The organism is Parafrankia sp. BMG5.11 (assembly GCF_004337455.1).
Genome location: NZ_SJXI01000001.1, coordinates 133,578 through 149,517, shown reverse-complemented (window position 1 = coordinate 149,517; position 15,940 = coordinate 133,578). Strand labels below are relative to the sequence as shown.

The 15,940-nt window shown below is 66.8% G+C and carries 13 protein-coding genes and 1 tRNA gene; 6 read left to right on the top strand and 8 right to left on the bottom strand.

The window, feature by feature from the left end; all coding sequences use genetic code 11:
• Position 1: 1 nt before the first annotated feature.
• The 7 genes from E0504_RS00800 to E0504_RS00770 form a co-directional block, all read right to left on the bottom strand.
• Entirely contained in the window at positions 2 to 3,418 is a 3,417-nt protein-coding gene (locus tag E0504_RS00800) for an efflux RND transporter permease subunit (RefSeq protein ID WP_131620974.1), read from the bottom strand.
• A 21-nt stretch (positions 3,419 to 3,439) separates the two neighbouring features.
• Positions 3,440 to 4,639, bottom strand: coding sequence for an efflux RND transporter periplasmic adaptor subunit (locus tag E0504_RS00795; RefSeq protein ID WP_131620972.1), 1,200 nt, complete (start codon positions 4,637 to 4,639; stop codon positions 3,440 to 3,442).
• 146 nt (positions 4,640 to 4,785) lie between these two features.
• Positions 4,786 to 5,979, bottom strand: coding sequence for a hypothetical protein (locus E0504_RS00790; RefSeq protein ID WP_131620970.1), 1,194 nt, complete (start codon positions 5,977 to 5,979; stop codon positions 4,786 to 4,788).
• Between the two features lie 154 nt (positions 5,980 to 6,133).
• A complete protein-coding gene (locus E0504_RS00785) occupies positions 6,134 to 6,796 on the bottom strand; it encodes a PilZ domain-containing protein (protein ID WP_131620969.1) in 663 nt (220 codons plus the stop codon).
• Positions 6,797 to 6,940: 144 nt separating this feature from the next.
• A tRNA-Leu gene (locus tag E0504_RS00780) sits at positions 6,941 to 7,025 on the bottom strand.
• A gap of 56 nt (positions 7,026 to 7,081) precedes the next feature.
• Complete coding sequence (locus E0504_RS00775) at positions 7,082 to 7,363, bottom strand: integration host factor subunit beta (RefSeq protein ID WP_131620967.1); 282 nt, start codon at positions 7,361 to 7,363, stop codon at positions 7,082 to 7,084.
• A 101-nt stretch (positions 7,364 to 7,464) separates the two neighbouring features.
• The gene (locus tag E0504_RS00770; RefSeq protein WP_131620965.1) at positions 7,465 to 7,806 is read right to left on the bottom strand and encodes a GntR family transcriptional regulator; all 342 of its coding nucleotides are present in this window, start codon (positions 7,804 to 7,806) and stop codon (positions 7,465 to 7,467) included.
• 197 nt (positions 7,807 to 8,003) lie between these two features.
• On the opposite strand from E0504_RS00770, the gene E0504_RS00765 reads away from it, so the two are divergent.
• The 6 genes from E0504_RS00765 (at position 8,004) to E0504_RS00740 (ending at position 13,994) form a co-directional block, all read left to right on the top strand.
• On the top strand, positions 8,004 to 9,584 hold the full coding sequence (locus tag E0504_RS00765; RefSeq protein ID WP_131620963.1) for a peptide MFS transporter: 1,581 nt from the start codon (positions 8,004 to 8,006) through the stop codon (positions 9,582 to 9,584).
• Positions 9,585 to 9,645: 61 nt separating this feature from the next.
• Positions 9,646 to 11,019, top strand: a complete 1,374-nt coding sequence (locus tag E0504_RS00760; protein WP_131620961.1) for an amidohydrolase — start codon at positions 9,646 to 9,648, stop codon at positions 11,017 to 11,019.
• Complete coding sequence (locus tag E0504_RS00755; protein ID WP_131620959.1) at positions 11,016 to 12,389, top strand: amidohydrolase family protein; 1,374 nt, start codon at positions 11,016 to 11,018, stop codon at positions 12,387 to 12,389. Before E0504_RS00760 ends, E0504_RS00755 begins: the two co-directional genes overlap by 4 nt.
• A complete protein-coding gene (locus E0504_RS00750) occupies positions 12,386 to 12,898 on the top strand; it encodes an FKBP-type peptidyl-prolyl cis-trans isomerase (RefSeq protein ID WP_207912051.1) in 513 nt (170 codons plus the stop codon). Before E0504_RS00755 ends, E0504_RS00750 begins: the two co-directional genes overlap by 4 nt.
• Before the next feature lie 67 nt (positions 12,899 to 12,965).
• Positions 12,966 to 13,643, top strand: a complete 678-nt coding sequence (locus tag E0504_RS00745; RefSeq protein ID WP_207912050.1) for an NnrU family protein — start codon at positions 12,966 to 12,968, stop codon at positions 13,641 to 13,643.
• 15 nt (positions 13,644 to 13,658) lie between these two features.
• Positions 13,659 to 13,994 carry a hypothetical protein gene (locus tag E0504_RS00740; protein ID WP_131620956.1) on the top strand — a complete coding sequence of 112 codons (336 nt, stop codon included), beginning with the start codon at positions 13,659 to 13,661 and terminating at the stop codon, positions 13,992 to 13,994.
• Here E0504_RS00740 and dxs read toward each other — a convergent pair.
• The gene (gene dxs / locus E0504_RS00735; protein WP_131620955.1) at positions 13,991 to 15,928 is read right to left on the bottom strand and encodes a 1-deoxy-D-xylulose-5-phosphate synthase; all 1,938 of its coding nucleotides are present in this window, start codon (positions 15,926 to 15,928) and stop codon (positions 13,991 to 13,993) included. The genes E0504_RS00740 and dxs overlap by 4 nt on opposite strands.
• Between the last annotated feature and the right edge of the window lie 12 nt (positions 15,929 to 15,940).

The following is a 15,940-nucleotide window of genomic DNA, read 5'->3' as shown; positions in this document are numbered from 1 at the left end:
GTCACTCGGCGGGCAGGCCTTCCACGCCGGCCCGGGGCGGGGTGATCTGGTTCTCGTCCCCCGGCTTGTACGTCAGGAACCGGGTCCGCAGCCACGGGCCAACCCGCTTCTCGAACCCGTCAGCCAGGCTGAAGCCGGCTGGGATCAGGACGAGAGTGAGCAACGTCGACAGGATCAGGCCGCCGATCACCACCACGCCCATCGGGGCGCGCCACGCGCCGTCGCCCGACAGCGACAGCGCGGTGGGCACCATGCCGGCGGTCATCGCGACGGTGGTCATCACGATCGGCTGAGCGCGCTTGTGTCCGGCGTCGATGATCGCCGCGCGCTTGGGCACCCCGTGGGCCATTTCCTCGATCGCAAAGTCGATCAGCAGGATGGAGTTCTTGGCGACGATCCCCAGCAGCATCAGCAGCCCGATGTACACCGGCATCGAGATCGGCTCGCCATACAGGGCCAGCGCCAGCACCCCGCCGAGCGGCGCCAGCAGCAGCGAGGTCATGTTGACGAGCGGCGATACGAAGCGCTTGTACAGCAGCACCAGCACCGCGAAGACCAGGAAGATGCCGCTGACCACCGCGATGGCGAAATTGGTCAGCATCTCCATCATGAACTTGTCCTCGCCGACCGGCGCGTTGGACACGCCCTGCGGCAGGTTCTGCATGATCGGCAGCTTCTGGATCGCCTGGCTGACCGGCCCCTTCACCACGCCTTCGCCCAGATCGGCGCCGACGAACACGCGGCGCGACTGGTTGAACCGCTGGATCTGCGTCGGCCCAGCGCCAAAGCGGATCTCCGCCACCCGGCTAAGCGGCACGTAGCCGCCCGATGTGGTTGGGACGGGCAGGTTCTCGATCGTCGAGAGGTCCTGCCGCGAAGCGCGCGGCAGCTTCACCCGGATCGGCACCTGGCGATCCGACAGCGAGAACTTGGCTGCGTTCTGGTCGATTTCGCCCAAGGTGGCGATGCGGATCGTCTGGCTGAGCGCGGCCGTGGTCACCCCCAGCTGGGCCGCGAGGTCCAGCCTTGGAACCACGACCAGTTCAGGCCGCTGCAAGTCGGCCGCGATGCGCGGCGCGAGTACACCCGGCACCGTGCGCATCTGCTCGACCAGGGTCTGCGCGGTGCTTTCCAGGAGTTCGGTGTTCGAACCCGACAGCATGATCGACACGTCGCGGCCCGAGCCGCCACCGCCGCCACCGTTGTTGGGCGACTGGAAGCTCACTCGCGCGTCGGCGATTGTCTGCAACTTGGGTGCAAGGCGACGTTCGAAGTCGGTGCTGGTCGCCTCGCGTTCGGTGGCTTCGACCAGCGCGGCGAACAGCGTGGCGTTACCCTCGCGGACACTCTCCATGACCCGCTCGACCTCAGGTTGCGCTTCGAGGATGGCGGTGACCTTGTCCGCGACGACCAGCGTCTGTTCCAGCGTAGTCCCCGGGACCATCTCGATCGTGACCCGGCTGGTGTCCTGGTTTTCGTTTGGCTGGAACTGCTGCGGCAGGGTCGCGAGCATGCCGAAGGTGACCACCAGCGCGTACACCCCCAGCAGGAAGGCGAAGAACCGGTGATCGCGCATGCGCGCGCCGAAGCGATCGACGAGAACGCGATACCAAGCCCCGAAACCGCCCAGCCAACCGACGACGATCTGCAGCCCGCGGCCGACTAGATACGCTACGCCGAAGGCGACGAACGGAGCGACGAGGATCGCCAGGATCGTCGGGATCACGGCAGATAGCGCTTCTCCAGCCAAATATCCAACGTACCCGCCTACGCCGAGCACAAGAAGGATCGGCAGGATCGCGGCCGTGCCGTACCACCACTTGCCGGGAACCCGCTGGATGCGCGAACGCAATTCCTGGCTCCGCCGGCCGTCGAGAGTCCAGCGCAGGACTTTCATGTACCAGTCCATCGCCCGGCCTTCGCCGTGCTCCGCCGCGCCGTGCGCCTTCAGGAAATAAGCCGCGACCATCGGGGTAATCAGGCGCGCGACCGCCAGGCTCATCAGCACCGCGACCACGACCGTGAGGCCGAACGCCTTGAAGAACTGCCCCGAGACGCCCGGCATCAGCCCGACCGGCAGGAACACAGCGACGATCGAGAAAGTGGTGGCGACCACCGCCAGCCCGATCTCGTCGGCCGCGTCGATCGATGCCTGATAGGCGCTTTTGCCCATGCGCATGTGGCGCACGATGTTCTCGATCTCCACGATCGCATCGTCGACCAGCACCCCCGCGACCAGGCTGAGGGCCAGCAGGGAGAGGAAGTTGAGCGTAAAGCCCATCAGGTCCATGAACCAGAACGTGGGAATTGCCGACAGCGGAATGGCAATCGCGCTGATCAGCGTGGCCCGCCAGTCGCGCAGGAACAGGAACACCACCACGATCGCCAGCACCGCGCCTTCGACCAGAGCCTCCATCGAGCTGGCGTACTGCCCCTTGGTGTAGTTCACTTCCGTATAGAGGCGCGTGAAGTGAATCTGCGGGTTCGCCTTCTCGATCGCCTCCAGCTTCTTCATCGATTCGTCGTAGACGGTCACGTCGGACGCGCCCCGCGACCGCTCGAAGCCGAAGGTGACGACTTCGCGCCCCTTCAGTTTGGCGGTCCGCGTCTTTTCAGAGAAGCCATCGGTGACGGTCGCGACGTCGGACAGCTTGACCGTGCGCCCGTTGCCGAGGTTGATCCGCGTGTTCGACAGATCGAATGCTGTCTTGGCGTTGCCGAGGACGCGGACCGACTGGCGCGAGCCGCCGATCTCGGCCTGACCGCCCGCCGCGTCGGTATTGGTGGCGCGCAGTGCATTGTTGAGATCGCGCGCGGTGACCCCGAGCGACTGCATGCGCGCAGGGTCGAGCACGACGCTGATCTCGCGATCCACGCCGCCCGCCCGGCTGACCGTGGCGACGCCTTCGACCGCCAGCAGTTCCTTTGCCACGGTATCGTCGATGAACCAGCTCAGCTGCTCGATCGTCATGTCGTCGGCACTGACCGCGAAGTACGCGATCGAGCCGCCGCCGCCGGCTTCCACCTTGAACACGCGCGGCTCGAGGATTCCTTCGGGAAGGTCGCTGCGGATCTGGTCGATCGCGTTCTTGACCTCGTTGACCGCCTCGTCGACGTCCTCGCCGATCTCGAACTGGACCAGGGTCTGCGAATTGCCTTCCGACGCGGTGGAGGAGATTTCCTCCACCCCGCTGATCGAGCGCGCGGCGGCTTCAACCTTCTGCGTGATCTGGGTCTCGATCTCGCTCGGCGCGGCGCCAGGCTGCGAGATGGTGACGATGACGCCCGGAAACTCGACATCCGGCATCTGGTTCACGTCCATACGGATGAACGACACGATGCCGGCGATGCACAGCCCGATGAACAGCACGATCGGGATGACCGGATTGCGAATCGACCAGGCTGAGATGTTGCGCATGCTTGTTGGGTATCCCGCTGCTCAGCTGGCGCGCTGCGGCTTGACCTTGTCGCCATCGGCCAGGAACCCGCCCGCGCGCAGGACCACCCGCTCGTTGCCACTCAGGCCTTCGGTGATGGCCACGCCGTCCGCCGTGACGATGCCGGTCCTGACCGCACGCCGGCGGACCTGGTTCTTGTTGTCGACGACATAGACGAAGCGCCCCTTGTCATCCGACTGGATCGCCGATTCGGGCAGTAGCGGGGCGACAACCGTGCCGCTGTTGAGCACGGCCGAGGCGAAACCGCCTGGCCGCAATCCCGGCGCATAGGCCAGCGCGATACGCGCCTCGCCCTGGCGGCTCTGCTCGCTGATGGTCGGGCTGATCTGCCAGATCTGCCCGGTGAAGCTCTTGTCGCTCGATACCGGGGTCACCACGGCCGATTGGCCGACGGCAACCCGCGCCAGGTCTTCTTCGCTCAACAGCGCGGCCAGTTCCATTTCCCCGCCCTGCGCAATGGTGAACAGCGGCGTGCCGCCTGCGCCGACAGTCTGCCCCGGTTCCACGGCGCGCGTCAGGATGAGGCCCGAAGCAGGTGCATAGATGTTGAGCCGCGCGGTGCGGGCCTGCAATTCGCCCAGGGTCGCCCGGGCGACGGACACCCGCGCACGGGCCGCATCGCGGGTCGCCGTCAACCGATCGACATCTGCGCGCGAGATGAAGCCGCGGTCGACCAGCTTGAGCGCGCGGTCGAGATTGGCCTGGGCCAGATTGAGATCGGCCTGCGCCACGCCGATCTGGGCGCGCGCCCCCTCGATCTGCTGGACCTGCACCGAGCGGTCGATCGATACGAGCACCTGGCCCTGGCGCACCCACTGACCTTCGTCGACCGGGACGGAGACCACGCGGCCCCCTTCGCCCACGGAGCCGACCGGCAGTTCGCGCCGAGCGGACAGCGTTCCCGTCGCCTGGATCGTGCCCGCGATGGTCGCCCGTCCGGGCGTCACCACGCTGACCAGCGGAACCTGGCCTGCGTCGGCCACGGCGAAAGGATCCTCCTCCTCGCCGCCGCTGAGCAGGAAGAACGCCGCGACCAGCGCAATCGCCAGGACGATCGCGATGACCGCGTACTTGCGGCGGCCCGGAGCCGCATCCTCGCCCGGCACTGCCGAGAGATCGGCGTCGCCTTCGAGCGGGTAGCGCTCCCCATCCTGCGCTTCGAGGGTCGTCTCGTAGTTCATCCCACCATGCCTAAAGGGCTCACGTGTGTAGTGCGCGCATTCGGTCTCTGCGCGCGAGTTGGAGCCCGTCGCCCATAGACTGCGCGCATGATGAGGGCAATCGCAGGCTCGACCGGGGTGCCAATGCACCCGACGAAAGGTGTGGCTCAGCCGGTCATCGCGGTGGCGAGCAAAAACGCCGGGGCGGCCGGCACGAGCGCGAACACCACGCTGCCGTAGCCGAGCGCGCGCTTTGCGGGGCGCCGGACCCGCCGCACGCGGCGAAGCCATTCGCGCACCTGCCAGCCGAGCGGGATGGCGGCCAGTGCTCCCGCTACCGCGCCGGCGCGCGAATCGAAGATGCTGATGACGAACGCCGCGGACAGCAGAACCGCATACTGCAGCCACCACCCGCGCAGCCAGCTTGACGCGCGGCCGGCCATTTTGGTCGCCGCCCAGATCGCGATCGCTGGCGGAAGAACCATCTGGACGACCGTCGGGATCGGTTGCTGCCAGATCGGGAGGGCGGAATCCGGACCATTGGCGAGGCACTGCGGAGCCATTTGCGACACGATCGCCAACGCCCCGCCAACGACCAGTGCAAATCCAGTGCTCACGATCAAGCGCGGCTGCGGGCCCAGCGCGGAACAGACGGTCACGACCGCCGCGCCCCATGCAAACATGGCCAGATGCATCAGCGAGATGGCGTTGCAGGCGGCGATGACACCGGGCGCCCCCCCGCCGAGCAGGAGGAGGACCGCAGTGGAAGCCGCCAGGGCCTGCAGGGAGCTGACCAGCCATTGGCGTTCGGCCCGGTTGCCCAGCCAGCGCCCCGCCAGAACTCCCAGCACCGCGACGGCCAGCGGCAGCCCCTCGATCGAAATAGACAGTCCGAGCGCCAGCGCGCTGCCAACCAGCCAACCGCCGACTCGCGCCGAGCGGGCCATCAGTCCGTTCATGGCGAGCAGGACACAGGCGATCTGACCGCCATAGTGGTCGATCTGCATGGGCCGGAAATGCTCGATCACGGGAACGCAGAATGCAAACGCCAGGCACGCAAGCAGGGCGACTTCATCGCCCATGATGCGCCCGGCGATCCGCCCGATCAGGATCAGGCACGCAAAGAGCAAGATCAGCGGCGCCAGGATGAGCGCCGCCCAGGTTGCGGCGGAGGAGCCGAGCAGCGGACGAAGCGCAGCGACCAAGCGCACGCTTTCACCAGCAGCGGGGGTGTCATGCGCCAGGATGCCGGGCAGGTTGGTGACCAGCAACAGGGCAGCGATCATCGTCCAGGCGAGGGTTACTCGCGCGGCCAACTCGGCGGAAAACATCGGCCGGCGTCGCTCGACGAACAAGGTCATGCCGCGCTCCGGAAGTACCAGCGCGCGGCTGGGTTCGCGGTGATGATGGTCACTTTGCTCGGTTGCACCGAAATCCCCCCGGTTCGATTGGCCGAGGATGAAGTTTAATGGTTACCGGGCGGTAAAGGCAGTCCCGTCCCGCGCCGCCTCGGGTTTAGCGGCGCAGCGCGGCCGCACAGGCTGGCTGGGCGAGCAGGGCCGGTGCCTGCACTCCCGCCGCGAAAGTGGCCAGTTGACTGAGGGTGAAGGTATCGTCGAACACCAGGCCGTATTCGCGCTTGCTGCGCCAGCGAACCCGTGCCCGGACTTCGGGCAGCAGCCCCGAACACAGGCGCAGCGGCTGGTCGAGCGCTAGCAGGGTGTCGCACTCGATGCGGGCGCCCTGCTGAGACAGGTTGATCACATCGGCCCGGACCCGCCCCCCGAGAAACGCCAGTTCGACCTCCAACCCGATGTTGAGGCGCAGCCGCCGCTTGGGATAGCGCCCAGCCTCGGCGATCAGCGTGGCGACATCGACCGCGCCGGCGAACCGGTACCCGGCCTCCAGACCCCGGCTCCAGACCGGCTCGATGGCATAGCGCTCGCCGGTTTGCAGTTCGAGCCAGTGGGGGCCACCTTCGGGCAACGCGTGAAAGCCGCGGAGCGACACGCCGCTTTGCGAGACATCGCGGATCACGCAGATGAATTCGCCAGCGGGCGTGACCACCTTGGCCGCGCGGATAAGCAGCGTGAAGCGCGGCGCCGTGCGCTCTTCACACACCGGCTCGCACACCGTGGGTGCCCCCTCGTGCGGCACGCTGATACGCCCCTGCTCCATCGCTCATCCCCCTGGCACGACACCCCTGCCGCAGTGGTTCCGGCGTGACCGGGAACCGGCCATGTCATTGCTCTGGCACGGGTAAAGAGCAGGTTAGCGGAAGCCTGCGTACTCTCGCTCAACATGGAGGCAAACGTTTAGGGGTGGTGCGGGCGGTGGGACTCGAACCCACACGAGCAAGGCTCAGGGGATTTTAAGTCCCCGGCGTCTACCATTCCGCCACGCCCGCGCAGCGTTTGCGCTAGCGCGGCACGGGCGCAGGAGCAATTCGCGGCGGCGAAGTTGTCAGTCGTCGTTGACGACGCGGCGCATTTCCTTGCCCGGCTTGAAGTACGGAACCTTCTTCGCGGGCACTTCCACCGCTTCTCCGGTTCGCGGATTGCGGCCCTTGCGGGCGCCGCGCTCACGGGTGGAGAAGGCGCCGAACCCGCGCAATTCGACCCGGCCGCCTTCGGCCAGGCGCTTGGCGATTTCGTCAAAGAAGGTGTCGACCACCTGCTCGACCTCTTCGGCTCGCAGATCGGGATTTTCCCGACCCAGCGCCTGTAGCAGCTCCGACCTGATCATGTGCGCATCTCCCGAGCCAGTCACCGAGCGCGACGAGCTCGAACCAATTCCCGCAATCTGGCAGAGGCACGCCGGCTGCGCAACGGACAGTTTGCAGCCGGTCAGGCGTCCGCCAGCAACTGCGCCGCGTCCAGACCGAGCCGGCGCATCCGCGCCTTGAGCTCGGGCCACTCCTCGTCAAGAAAGCGCGATCGCTCCGCGCTCCGCAGCCTGTCCGCCGCGCCTGCCGCGACATACATTCCAACGCCCCGCTGCACCTCGATCAGCCCATCCGCCTGGAACTGCTGGTACGCCTTGGCGACCGTGAGGGGGTTGGCTCCCTGTTCAGCGGCCAAAGCGCGTACCGACGGCAGCATTTCGCCTTCGCGATAGCGTCCGTCCATGATCGCGGCCGCGACTAGGTCACGCAGCCTCAGGTACACCGGTCGGCTCTGCTGAGTCATGAGACATCCTCGATTTCCAGGTGCGTCAGTGACATAATACAGCGCAGCGCGTCAAGTTCCCCGCCTCGCGGCGAGAGCGGTTGCGGGTGAAACAATTGCTTCACATGAGCGAGCAAGCCGCTAGGCTAGGTCATCTTTTTCGGGCGGTCAGCGGCGACAGATCGCGCTCCGCCAGGGTACATGAGGGCAAGCTATACATGGCTACACAGCAGCTTCCGCACGGCGATAGCGCCGGCACGTTTCTGGGGCATCCGAAGGGCCTGTTCATGCTCTTCTTCGCCGAGATGTGGGAACGGTTCTCCTACTACGGCATGCGCGCGCTGCTGATCTTCTACCTGACCAAGCACTGGCTCTATTCCGACAGCGAAGCCGGCGTCATCTACGGCGCCTACACCGCGTTGGTCTACATTACCCCGGTGGTGGGCGGCTATCTGGCCGACCGGTACCTGGGGCAACGCAAGGCGGTGCAGTTCGGTGCGGTCTTGCTGACGCTGGGCCACTTCTTCATGGCCTTCGAAGGCGAGGCTGGCGCGGGTCACACCGACAATCCGGTCATCAGCGTGTTCTGGCTTGCGCTGGCGCTGATCATCGTGGGCTCGGGCTTCCTCAAGGCGAACATCTCGGTGATCGTCGGCCAGCTATATCCGCGCACCGACGTACGGCGCGATGGCGCCTACACGATCTTCTACATGGGCATTAACCTCGGCGCGGCGCTCGGCTCGCTGCTGTGCGGCTACATCGGTGAAACCTATGGCTGGTCGTACGGCTTCGGCCTGGCCGGGATCGGCATGCTCGCCGGCCTGATCGTGTTCGTGCTCGGCCGCGGCCTGCTGCTGGGCCGGGGTGAGCCTCCCAAGGCGCTGGCCAAGAGCCGCGAATGGTCGATGTACGGTGTCGGCCTGGCGCTGGTCGCGCTGGCCTGGGTGCTCGTGCAGAACCAGTCGGTCGTCGGCTGGCTGCTGGGCATCTTCGGCGGCTTGCTGGTGCTGTACGTATTGTTCACGGCCGTCACCAAGCTTGAACCCCATGATCGCGACCGGATCTTCGCGGCCATGTTCCTGATCCTTGCGTCGATCATTTTCTGGGCGCTGTTCGAGCAGGCGGGATCGAGCCTCAACCTGTTCACCGACCGTCACGTCGATCGCGGCGGGGTGCCGGCATCGGTATTCCAGTCAATCAACGCGATCTACATCATCCTCCTCGCGCCCGTCTTCGCGACGGTATGGACCGTGCTTGGCCGCAAGGGGTTGGAGCCGTCCACTCCGTTCAAGTTCGGCCTCGGCGTGATCCAGGTCGGGCTCGGCTTCCTGGTGCTCGTGTGGGGCGCCAGCTCGGTGGGCATCGACGTGCCGACGCCGGTGATCTTCATCTTCCTGATCTACCTGCTCCACACCACCGGAGAGCTGTGCCTTAGCCCGGTCGGCCTGTCGGCGATGAACCGGCTGGCGCCCGCGCACATGGCGTCGTTGATCATGGGCACCTGGTTCTTCGCCTCGGCCACCGGCAACTTTGCCGCCGGCCTGATCGCGTCGGCCACTGGCGCGGAAGGCGTGGGCGAGGAAGCGGGCAAGACCGTGGTGCTCGATGTTTACTCGACCGTCGGGTGGGTCGCGGTCGGCGTTGGCGTCGGCGTGCTGCTGATCAGCCCGCTCATCAAGCGGTTGATGCATCTCGACACGCTGCGCGACGACAATGTCGGCGATGACCTTGAAGGACAGAGCCAGGCCGGGGTCGAGCCGCAGGAAGCCGGGATCCATCCGGCAACCCGCAACACCTGATCAGACGATATCCCGGCGCGGCCGCTCCACTGCGGCCGCGCCGGACTTCAACGGGGGAAGTATGACACTCTGGCGAACGACGTGCGCGGCCCTGGGCGCGCTGGCGCTGACCGCTTGCGCGACCACGGGCGGTGGCAACGATAACTCCAGCGCGTCAACGGCGATCGACGAGGATCCCTATCCGTCGACCTATCGCGCGTATACTGGCGCGCCCACCGCACTGGTCGGCGCCACGGTGTTCGACGGCGCGGGCGGTCGGATCGACGGCGGCACGGTGCTGTTCGCCGATGGCAAGGTTGTTGGTGTGGGCGGGGCCGACCTAGCCATCCCGGCCGGCTACACCCGGATCGACGGCACCGGCAAATTCGTCACGCCCGGCATCATCGACATCCACTCGCATCTCGGTGCGTATCCGTCGCCCGGGATCGCGGCTTTGTCCGATGGCAACGAGGCGACCAACCCGACCACGCCGGACGTCTGGGTCGAACATTCGGTGTGGCCGCAGGACCCCGGGTTCAGCCGCGCGCTGGCCAACGGCGGCGTCACCTCGCTGATGATCCTGCCCGGTTCGGCGAACCTGGTCGGCGGCCGCTCGGTCACGCTCAAGAACGTCCCGTCGCGCACGATGCAGGGCATGAAGTTCCCCGACGCGCCCTATGGCATGAAGATGGCGTGCGGCGAGAACCCCAAGCGGGTCTATGGCAGCAAGGGACGTCAGCCCTCCACCCGGATGGGCAACATCGCGGTCGACCGGCAGACCTGGATCGATGCCCGCAAGTGGATGGATGATGGGCGCAAGACGCGCGACCTCGCCAAGGAAACGCTTGCGGGCGTGCTCGACGGCAAGATCCTGGTCCAGAACCACTGTTACCGCGCCGACGAGATGGCCGTCGTGCTCGATATGGCAAAGGAAGCCGGGTACAAGGTCACCGCGTTCCACCACGCGGTCGAAAGCTACAAGGTCGCCGATCTGCTGCGCGAGAATGGCGTCTGCTCGGCGGTGTGGGCCGACTGGTTCGGTTTCAAGATGGAAAGCTACGACGGCATCCCCGAGAACGCCGCGTTAATCCATAATGCGGGCGCCTGCGCCATCATCCACTCGGATGACGAAAATGGCATCCAGCGCCTCAATCAGGAAGCCGCCAAGGCGCAGACGGCGGGCCGGCGGGCCGGCATCACGATCCCCGATGAAACCGTGATCCGCTGGCTGACCCTCAACCCCGCGACCGCCATGGGCATCGCGGAGAAGACCGGCAGCCTTGCGAGCGGCAAGATGGCCGACGTTGTGCTGTGGAACGGCAACCCGTTGTCCGTCTATTCGCGCCCCGAGAAGGTGTGGATCGACGGCGCGCTGATGTTCGACGCATTCGATCCGAAGCGCCGGCCGGTGAGCGATTTCGAACTTGGCCAGCCCGGTGAAGGAGACGTGAAATGATCGCCCGTCTCGCGCTTGGGGCGGCGCTGCTCGCCCTCGCGGTTCCTGCCGCTGCGCAGGACTTCGCCATCACCAACGCCACCGTCGCGACCGGCGACGGATCGGCGCCAGTGCAGGGCGCAACAGTCGTCGTGCGCGGGGGTAAGGTTGTCGCTGCGGGCCAAGGAGTGGCGATACCGGCCGGGGTCGAGACGATCGACGGAACCGGCAAGTGGGTTACCCCCGGGCTGTTCGCCGCCATGACCGCGCTCGGCCTCTCGGACGCGGACGGCATCGGCGAATCGAACGACGTCGGCGCGCGCAATTCGCCGTTCAGCGCCGCGCTCGACGTGATGCCCGCGCTCAACCCGGCGTCCCAGCACGTCGCCGTCGCCCGCAATAACGGGATCACTCGGGCCAGCGTTTCGCCTGCCCCGGCCAGTTCCATCTTCGGCGGGCAAGGCGCGGTGGTCGACCTGGGAGCGGACCCCGCCATGATTGTACGTCCCCGCGCATTCCAGGTGGTCGCGCTGGGCGAATACGGTGCGCAACTCGCCGGCGGCAGCCGGGTAAGCGCCCATGCGGTGCTGCGGAACGCGCTGCGCGAGGCGCGGCAGTACGGCAGCGATAGCCGGATCACCGGCGGCGGGGGTCCGCGCCAGGTATCCACCGGCGATGACATTCCCATCGACAGCCGCCTGATCGACAACAATGCCGAGCGGGATGACGTGCTGCTGACGCGGTTCGACGCGGCGGCGCTGGTGCCGGTGGTGAGCGGGCAGCAGCCGCTCTACGTCGGGGTTGAGCGCGCATCCGACATCCGCGCGGTGCTGGCGCTGCGCAGCGAATTCCCCAACCTCAAGCTGGTGCTGGTCGGCGTCAGCGAAGGGTGGCGCGTGGCGAGCGACATCGCCGCTGCCGGGGTGCCGGTGATCGCCGATCCGGTGGATGACCTGCCCTCCCGGTTCGAACAGCTGGCCGCGACGCAAAGCAACATCGGCCGCATGGCTGCCGCCGGGGTGAAGGTGGCGCTGGGCGGGCTGTCGGGCTCGACCGGTGATCAGCCGCGCAATCTCAAGCAATACGCCGGCAACCTGGTGGCCCTGACCAGGCTTCCCGGGGCAAGCGGCCTCACCTGGGCACAGGCGTTTGCCGCAATCACATCGGTCCCGGCGGAAATCTCGGGTCAGGGAGGCCGCGCGGGCGTGCTCGCCCCGGGCGCGGTTGGCGATGTGGTGATCTGGGACGGCGATCCGCTGGAACTGTCGAGCACCGCCGAACGAGTGTTCATCGATGGCGTGGAACAACCGCGCGACGATCACCAGACCCGGCTGAAGGACCGCTACCGTGATCTGGACGACCGGGACCAGCCGAAAGCCTACGACTGGTGAGGCGGCGGTTCGCAGGCGAAAGCGGCGCCACGCTGGCGCTCGGCGCGGCCCTGATCGCAGGTGCGGCAGCGATCGCGCAGCCGGTCACTGCGCCGACTGACCGCAGCCAGGATATCGGCTGGATGAATGCCCAGCAGACGGCGCTGGCCACGCGCGCGGCGCAGCCGGGCTGGCAGGCGCTGGATGGCGGGGTGTTGTGGCGGCGAGTGGCGGGGGACGGGGCGGGCGTGCATCCCCGGCCGACCGACGTCGTCACGGTCCACTATACCGGCACCTTCGTCGACGGCAGCACCTTCGATTCGTCCGAAGGTGGGGATCCGGCTACGTTTCCGCTCAACAAGCTGATTCCGGCGTGGACTCTGGCGATCCCGCAGATGGGGTTGGGCGATACCATCGAGATCGCGGCGCCGGCCACCAGCGCCTATGGCGTGAAAGGCAAAGGGCCGATCCCGGGAGGCGCCACCTTGCTGTTTACCGTTCGGCTGCTCGATGTCTCTGAGGGCGATTAGCAAGTTCATTGCAATCGGCGCCTGACGTGCTACCCATGTTGACACCGTTCACATGGGGAGAGCAATTGTGGACCCGGCGCTGCTGACACTGACTGCCGCAAGCATTGCGTTCGTCGGCACACACTTCGCGCTGTCGCACCCGCTGCGACCTCCGCTGGTGGCGTGGCTGGGAGAGCGGGGGTTTCTGCCGCTTTATTCCCTGGTCGCGTTCGCCGCCCTTGGCTGGATGATTGTCGCCTTTCGCGACGCCCCTCCCGCGGACCTGCCGGGCTCCGGGGAGATCGGCTGGGTCGCGGCGACGCTGCTGACGATCCCTGCTCTGCTGCTGTTCCTCGGCTCGTTGCGCGGCAACCCGGCCTTTCCCAATCCCACCAGGACAAAACCAGTCATCCGCGCACCTGCAGGGGTGTTCGCCATCACGCGCCATCCGATGATGTGGGGTTTCGCGCTATGGGCTCTCTCGCACATCGTCCTGTGGTGGAGTTGGCGGACGGTGATTGTGGGCGTGGCGATCCTGGTCCTGGCACTGGTCGGCGCGCACCTGCAGGACCGCAAGAAGGCCGCGCTGCTGGGCGAGGCGTGGACCGCGTGGGAAGCGCAGACGAGCTACTGGCCGCGCTGGGGCCGCATCTTCGAAGCTGGGGCGATGCTCTGGCTGGCCGCGGTCACACTGTGGCTGGCGATCACATGGGCACACCTGCCGACCGCCGGCATCCCTGCAGGCGCGTGGCGCTGGCTTGGCTAGAGCGGGGATCGGGGCGTGAGCGAACCGTTCGGCACGATCTCAGCCATCCTACGGCGCCATGCGACCGGCCTCATCGCAGAGGTCGATACCGCCGATCACCTGCAACTCACTCGTCCGGCGGCAGCCGACCGGAAGCCGGCGTTCGTGGCTTCGGTGAAAATTGCCAAGCGCTACGTCGCGTTGCACCTGATGCCGCTCTACTGTCACCCCGAACTGGTGGAGGCGATGCCGCAAGCGCTGCGCCCGCACATGCACGGCAAGTCCTGCCTTAACTTCAAGCCTGGGAAACCGGTGCCGGAAAGCGACCTGGACACCCTGATCGCCGCCGCGATGGCCGCTGAACTGGACTAGGCCCGCGCCTCTTCCACCCCCGCGCTGTTGTGGCGGAGCGCTTTCAGCACCGTCTCCACGATATGCGGCGCGTTGAGGCCCGCCGCGTCGTACTGCTTCACCGGATCGTCGTGGTCCTGGAAAACGTCGGGCAGGCGCATGGTGCGGATCTTGAGGCCACCGCTTACACCATCGGAGTCGAGCAGCCCGGCGTCGCTCGCATGAGTGAGCACGTGCGCGCCCAGACCGCCGATCGCCGCTTCCTCCACGGTCACCACCACTTCGTGAGTCCGCATCAGCCGATCGATCAACCCGGTGTCGAGCGGCTTGGCGAAGCGCAAGTCCGCGACCGTGGTCGACAGCCCCTTGGCTTCAAGTGCGTCGGCCGCCTTCAGTGCCTCCGCCAGACGGGTGCCGAGCGACAGCAGCGCGACCTTGGTTCCTTCGCGGACCACCCGCCCCTTGCCGATCTCCAGCAACTGCGGCGTATCGGGCAGGGCTACCCCGGTGCCATTGCCGCGTGGATAGCGGAAAGCGATCGGGCCCGCGTCATGCTGCGCGGCGGTGTAGGTCATGTGGACCAGCTCGGCCTCGTCCGCGGCGGCCATCACCACCATGTTGGGCAATGTGGCCAGATAGGTGACGTCGAACGATCCGGCGTGCGTCGCCCCATCGGCGCCGACCAGGCCCGCCCGGTCGATCGCAAAGCGCACCGGCAGGTTCTGGATGGCCACGTCGTGCACCACCTGGTCGAACGCGCGCTGGAGAAAGGTCGAATAGATCGCGCAGAACGGACGCATGCCCTGCGCCGCGAGCCCCGCGGCAAACGTCACCCCATGCTGTTCGGCAATGCCGACATCGAAGCTGCGGTCCGGGTGCGCCTTGGCGAAACGATCGATCCCGGTGCCGCTCGGCATGGCCGCGGTGATGGCGACGATCCGGTCGTCGTCGTGGGCCAGCTTCGCCAGCGTGTCGCCGAACACGTTCTGATAAGCGGGCGGACCGCCGGCGCTTTTCTTCTGTTCGCCGGTGATGACATCGAACTTCTGGACGCCATGGTACTTGTCGGCGGAGTTTTCCGCCGGAGCATACCCCTTGCCCTTCTTGGTGACGACGTGAACCAGGATCGGCCCCTGCTCACTGTCGCGCACGTTTTCGAGCACCGGGATGAGGTGCTCCAGATTGTGCCCGTCGATCGGCCCGACGTAATAGAACCCCAATTCCTCGAACAGGGTGCCTCCGGTCACCATTCCGCGAGTGAACTCCTCGGCTTTCTCCAGGCCGTGGTTCAGCCGCCGGCTGAGCTTTGCGGACAGCCGCTTGGCGAGGCTGCGCAGCCCGAGGTACTCGCTGGAGGACACCATCCGGGCGAGGTACGCCGACAGACCGCCCACCGGCGGCGCGATCGACATGTCGTTGTCGTTGAGGATCACCACCAGCCGGTTGCCCGCGGCCTCGGCGTTGTTCATCGCCTCGTACGCCATGCCGGCGCTCATCGCGCCGTCACCGATCACCGCGATGCCGCGGCCGGGTTCACCTTTCAGCTTGCTGGCGATGGCGAACCCGAGCGCAGCCGAGATCGAAGTGCTCGAATGTGCAGCGCCGAAGGGGTCGTATTCGCTCTCGCTGCGCTTGGTGAAGCCGCTAAGGCCACCGCCCTGGCGCAGCGTGCGAATGCGGTCGCGCCGGCCGGTCAGGATCTTGTGCGGGTACGCCTGATGGCCGACGTCCCAGATCAGCTTGTCGGTCGGCGTATCGAATACATAGTGGACCGCCACCGTCAGTTCGACCACGCCGAGGCCGGAGCCGAGGTGCCCCCCGGTGGAGCCCACCGCGCTGATCATCTCGGTGCGCAGCTCGTCGGCCAGCTGGCGCAAGTCTTCCGGCTTGAGCCGGCGGAGGTCGGCGGGGGTGTCGACAGTGTCGAGCAGGGGCGTCACGGGGCGCGATGTCATGCCAGGCGTCCT

Excerpts from the sequence above, each read along its gene's own strand:
- E0504_RS00765 (WP_131620963.1), top strand. The coding sequence starts at position 8,004 with ATGGCTACACAGCAGCTTCCGCACGGCGATAGCGCCGGCACGTTTCTG.
- E0504_RS00770 (WP_131620965.1), bottom strand. The coding sequence starts at position 7,806 with ATGACTCAGCAGAGCCGACCGGTGTACCTGAGGCTGCGTGACCTAGTC.
- E0504_RS00800 (WP_131620974.1), bottom strand. The coding sequence starts at position 3,418 with ATGCGCAACATCTCAGCCTGGTCGATTCGCAATCCGGTCATCCCGATC.
- E0504_RS00760 (WP_131620961.1), top strand. The coding sequence starts at position 9,646 with ATGACACTCTGGCGAACGACGTGCGCGGCCCTGGGCGCGCTGGCGCTG.
- E0504_RS00795 (WP_131620972.1), bottom strand. The coding sequence starts at position 4,639 with ATGAACTACGAGACGACCCTCGAAGCGCAGGATGGGGAGCGCTACCCG.
- E0504_RS00785 (WP_131620969.1), bottom strand. The coding sequence starts at position 6,796 with ATGGAGCAGGGGCGTATCAGCGTGCCGCACGAGGGGGCACCCACGGTG.
- dxs (WP_131620955.1), bottom strand. The coding sequence starts at position 15,928 with ATGACATCGCGCCCCGTGACGCCCCTGCTCGACACTGTCGACACCCCC.
- E0504_RS00755 (WP_131620959.1), top strand. The coding sequence starts at position 11,016 with ATGATCGCCCGTCTCGCGCTTGGGGCGGCGCTGCTCGCCCTCGCGGTT.
- E0504_RS00790 (WP_131620970.1), bottom strand. The coding sequence starts at position 5,979 with ATGACCTTGTTCGTCGAGCGACGCCGGCCGATGTTTTCCGCCGAGTTG.
- E0504_RS00775 (WP_131620967.1), bottom strand. The coding sequence starts at position 7,363 with ATGATCAGGTCGGAGCTGCTACAGGCGCTGGGTCGGGAAAATCCCGAT.